The 5,206-nt window shown below is 32.7% G+C and carries 3 protein-coding genes; all 3 read left to right on the top strand.

Annotated features, from left to right (window positions below; genetic code table 11):
* Positions 1–89: 89 nt before the first annotated feature.
* The 3 genes from pstS (at position 90) to ACP6PK_RS21200 (ending at position 4,976) form a co-directional block, all read left to right on the top strand.
* Positions 90–1,106 (top strand): phosphate ABC transporter substrate-binding protein PstS, encoded by a 1,017-nt coding sequence (pstS, locus tag ACP6PK_RS21210; protein ID WP_426562390.1) that lies wholly within the window; start codon positions 90–92, stop codon positions 1,104–1,106.
* 248 nt (positions 1,107–1,354) lie between these two features.
* Positions 1,355–2,872 carry a family 10 glycosylhydrolase gene (locus ACP6PK_RS21205; protein ID WP_426562388.1) on the top strand — a complete coding sequence of 506 codons (1,518 nt, stop codon included), beginning with the start codon at positions 1,355–1,357 and terminating at the stop codon, positions 2,870–2,872.
* Positions 2,873–3,497: 625 nt separating this feature from the next.
* The gene (locus ACP6PK_RS21200; RefSeq protein ID WP_426562386.1) at positions 3,498–4,976 is read left to right on the top strand and encodes a slr1306 family protein; all 1,479 of its coding nucleotides are present in this window, start codon (positions 3,498–3,500) and stop codon (positions 4,974–4,976) included.
* Positions 4,977–5,206: the final 230 nt, after the last annotated feature.

Below are 5,206 nucleotides of genomic sequence, written 5' to 3'. Positions count from 1 at the left end.
AACTCTATATATAGTAATTTGCCTAAGTTCTGAGCATAACTACTATTTCTGTTACTATAATACCCTTAACAATTAGCTCCCTTATTACTATGAAATGGTCTCGTAGGCTCGGTCGTCTGAAATATCCTCTTGCTAAACGAGAAGTAAACCTTGTTGGTGCAGGAGCACATATTCCAGCTCCCCTATATCAACCTTGGTTTAAAGACTTGAATAATACTGACCCTAACCTAAGAGTAGATTATCAAACAGTTGGTAGTGGTGCTGGTATTGAAAGATTTACTCAAGAATTGGTACATTTTAGCGCTTCTGATGTGGCAATGAAAGATCAAGAAATTGCCAAGGTTAGTCGTGGAGTAATTATGCTGCCTATGACTGCACACAGTATTGTATTAGCTTACAATGTACCTGGTGTATCTGACCTGAAATTATCCAGGCAAGCTTATATAGATATCTTTTTGGGTAAAATTACAAAGTGGAATGACCCGAAAATTACTAAAATCAATCCTGATGTGAATCTGCCAGACATACCAATTATAGTAGCCCACCGTTCAGATACTAGCCTAACTACGAAATTTTTTACCCAGCATCTAAGTGCCATTAGTTCAGAATGGAAACAAAAAGTAGGGGAACGTAAAAAGGTGCAATGGCCAACAGGAATTGGTGGGGCAAAATGTGATGGTGTGACTGCTCTAATTCGTCAAAATGAAGGTGCTATAGGTTACATAGAATTTGGTTTCACTAAGATAGCTAAACTAGATACTGTGACTCTGGAAAATAAATCTGGTAATTATGTAAAAGCATCTTTAGATTCTGCTCAAGCTACTCTAGCAGCAGTACCACTACCAAGTAATCTTCGTGTTTTTATTACCGATCCAGAGGGTACTAATTCTTACCCAATTGTTCGCTATACCTGGATGCTTATTTATGGTAAATATGATAATGTAGCTAGAGCTACAGGTATAAAAAAAATGATTGAGTATTGCTTAAATGAAGGGCAAAAGCTAAGTGCTGATTTAGGTTATATTCCACTACCTGATAATGTTCGTCAAAAAGTTGCAGAAACGGCAGATAAAATTAGTCCTAACTATAACATCAAGCTTCAATAGATGTAACTAGAAAAGTGAAAGTTTTGATGGGATTGGAAGAGAGTTAGAACTTATTTTGCGTAACATAAAGTTTTTAAAGTCATTACATTCACTATAACTTGAGAAAAAATCAGAAATTTTTCAGTCAGAGATTGTATTTATTTAATAAGAAAGATGATTTAACCTTGTAGTAGTTATCCTATAGGGTTAAATTCTTTTGAAATTAACTAAATAAAAAAACATCCATCCAAATTTCTGAGTATTTTATTATGTCAAAAAAAGATTCCGACTCCTCTCGCCTTTTTGATGCAGGTTGCCTCGTTGAACTTCTAATTTTCACGATGCTTTTAGGAGGAAGTTATTGGTGGTTTATCGAGAGAAAGAATATTAATTTATCTCAAGCTATATCTAATACTTCTGTAGTTTCTTGGTTCCATGAAAAGTTTCCTAATGCACCTATTCCTTTTAAACCCTCTTCAACAGAAGCAGTTAAAAATTTACCAGATTCATCTACAGTAAAAACACCATTACCAACTCCTTATCCGCAAAAAAAAGAAACAGAAGTAGCTCCAACAGAAGCAATTAAAAATTTACCAGACTCGTCTAAAGTAAAAACACCATTACCAATTCCTTCTCCACACAAAAAGGAAACAGAATTAACTCCAACAGAAGCAGTTAAAAATTTACCAGACTCATCTAAAGTAAAAACGCCATTACCAATTCCTTCTCCACAAAAAAAGGAGACAGAATTAACTTCAAATAAACCATCTCCATCAGAAGTAATTAAAAATCAACCAGACTCTTCTAAAACGGAAAAACAATTACCAACTTCTTCTCCAAAACCAACTATTAATCCAATTCAACCTAAGAATAATTCCTTAGATAAAAAAACTTTAACCCCTTGGGAGAAAAAACAAATTAGAGGCATATATTTAGGTCGTTATTATATAACCAATAATGCTAGCGAAAAAACAATTCGTGAAAGAGTTCGTTACTACAAAAAACAAGGATTTAATACCATAATTCATGGAGTGTGGGGAAATGGCTGCACTATGTACAAAAGCGAAGTAATGGAACAAATACTAGGAGCAAAAAGTTGCCCTAATAAATTTAACGAACAATGGTTAGTCTGGTTAATTGATGAAGCACATAAACAAGGAATGGAAGTTCATGCTTACTTTGAGAAAGGGATTAAAATAGATGAAAATAGTCCGATATTTGACTTAGCGATTAGGAAAAAATGGATAGTTCCTGGAGTGGATAAAACATATAGTAGAATCGATCATTATGTCTTAGATGTAGAAATGGAAGAAGTTGCTAATTTCTTTACCAACATTTTAGTTGAATTTGTCAAAAAATATCCAAATATAGATGCAGTTCAATGGGATGATTATCTGGGATATCATGCAGAATTACCAGGAAAAGTAGACCGCACAGCTAACTTAACAAAATTTACTGAGCGAATGATCAAAGAAATGAAAAAAGCTAATAATTCAGTTAGTTTTGATATCTGTCATCACAACCCTTATTGGGCGAAAAAATATTTTGCGGCGGACTGGGAAAAATGGTCGGTAGATCGAGTCTTTATTCAAGTCTATAATGATGAAAATTTTCAAGAAGAATTAAATTATGTAGAAAAATATGATGGTATTGCAATTAGCGATAAACAATTACATCGTCTTGAGGAATTAGTAAATAATTCTAATATTAATAGTGTGTTAGTTTTTCCAGTTCTTGAAAAACCAGAAAAAACTGCTTCTCTTGTAAAATCAACTTTGTCAGATTAGAGATTTAAGAATTACTGTAAATGGGAGTAGAAAAATTAACCTTACCTTTGTACTGCACTATCAAGATTGATTTTATGGATGACCTATTAAATGTTTTCCCTTGTTTACCGAAAAATTAAGGTATAAAGCTTCTTAATTCATGGAGAAAAAATCGATCAATATAAGAAAAAAAATCCTTTTAGCTAATCCTTCTATTATAGAAGAGGTAATAATTAATAATTGATTATTGAAATTATTCCCTTGTCTTTTTTACCTAGTCTTAATTTATCATTTGAAAATTGACAATAAAATCAGGTCTCAAATCTCTTCTTTTAAGAGAATAAAAATCTTAGTACAACTATCCTACTTCAGCAGGAGGTACTGATAAATGATAACTAAAATGTCAGACTTCCTGAAATTTTCTCCCTTCTCTACTTTCCTCCCTTGTCTTTTTTACCTAGTCTTAATTTATCATTTGAAAATTGACAATAAAATCAGGTCTCAAATCTCTTCTTTTAAGAGAATAAAAATCTTAGTACAACTATCCTACTTCAGCAGGAGGTACTGATAAATGAAATGGCGGAGGTAATATTATGGCAGGGTTAAGATAAAATCAATAATAAAGGGAGTTTTGAGGAAAATAAAAATGGCTGTAAAATTACAACGACCAATTTTAGTAGGGGGTATAGGATTATCTCTACTGTTATGGTTATTAGATAGTGTCCAACATTCCGTGGCAGAATTTGGTGGAACTACTATGTTAGGAATTATGGCAGCAAGTCTGGGGGTTTGGTTATTAAAAAGACCAAAATCTCTACCACCCCAGAAACCAACTATAATTCCATCACCGACAAAAGAAACTGCTGAAGAGGCGATCGCTACTTTAACTACTACTATAGATCAGCTTACTTTGGAAGTAGAAGGTATTAATAAGTCTGAAAAAATAAGTAATGATATTAGTCAACTACGTCAAAAAGTAACTACTCTTACTCAGGAATTAGAAAGACAAGAATTAAGTATAGTTATTACAGGTAATCAAGGAGTTGGTAAAACTGCTTTGACTGAGATATTAAAGTCTGACTGGATATCTAAAAATCAACCAAAAATAGAAGTTACCGATATAACTTGGCAGTCAGAATGGATAACAAAAAATGAGGATTTTCAAGTTAATCCTTTATCGCCTTATGACTTAATATTATTTGTGATTACAGGTGACTTAATAGATTCAGAATTTCAAGCTTTATCAAAACTAACAACTTTTGGTCAACGTTTTATCTTAATTTGGAATAAACAAGATTTATATTTGCCAGAGCAAAAACCGCAAATTATAGAAAAAATCAAAGAGACATTATCTACTATTAACTCAGAAGAAAATTTAGTCGGAATTTATGCTCGACCTAATTCTATTAAAGTCCGAAAATATCAGCAGGATGGTAGTATTCAAGAATCTATTGAACAACCATTGCCAGAAATATTTGGATTAACAGAAAAGCTGAATCAAATATTAGAACAGGAAAAGGAAAAATTAGTCTGGGCGACTACTACAAGAAAAGCAGAAATAGTTAGATTAGAAACTAAAAATATTCTCAATCAAATCAGAAAAGAACGCGCTATTCCTGTAATTGAACAATATCAATGGATAGCTGCTGCTACAGCATTTGCTAATCCAGTTCCAGCTTTAGACTTATTAGCAACGGCAGCTATAAATGCTCAATTAATAGTAGACCTAAGTGCTATATATGAGCAAAAAATTTCTCTAGAAAAAGGGAAGCAAGTAGCGGGAACTATGGCAGAGTTAATGTTAAAACTAGGATTAGTAGAACTATCTACAAAAACATTAACTACGATCCTTAAAAGTAACAGTTTAACTTTTGTAGCTGGTGGTGGAATTGAAGCTGTTAGTGCTGCTTATCTAACCAGAGTAGCAGGTATGAGTTTAGTAGAATATTTTGCTACTCAAACAGATAGTAATTCTGTCAATGTTGAGAAGTTAGGAAAAATTATTCAAAGTGTATTTAGCAAGACTCAAGAAAATTATTTTCTCAAGTCTTTTGTTACTGAGGTTATAAGTCATGTTTTGCCACAGGAGGAAAAATTAGAGGTTTTTTCAACTACAGTAGAGTAATATGGCAATAAATAATAAGTACCTCTGGTGACTAAATTAGTAGATTGAAAATTTTTCAGGAGCGACTATTATCTGAGAAGACTCTCGGATATGAACGAACTAAAATATTTCCCGACTGCCACAGATACTAATTTTGTCAAAGTCGATAAATTCCGAAAAATTCTGGAATAAATAGTAAGTACCTCTGGTGACTAAATTAGTAGATTGAAAATTTTTCAGGAGCGACTATT

Origin of the sequence: Dapis hubbardiae BLCC-M172 (assembly GCF_050016015.1) — a bacterium.
Classification (GTDB): domain Bacteria; phylum Cyanobacteriota; class Cyanobacteriia; order Cyanobacteriales; family Microcoleaceae; genus Trichodesmium.
This window is presented reverse-complemented; position numbering and strand designations above follow the sequence as displayed.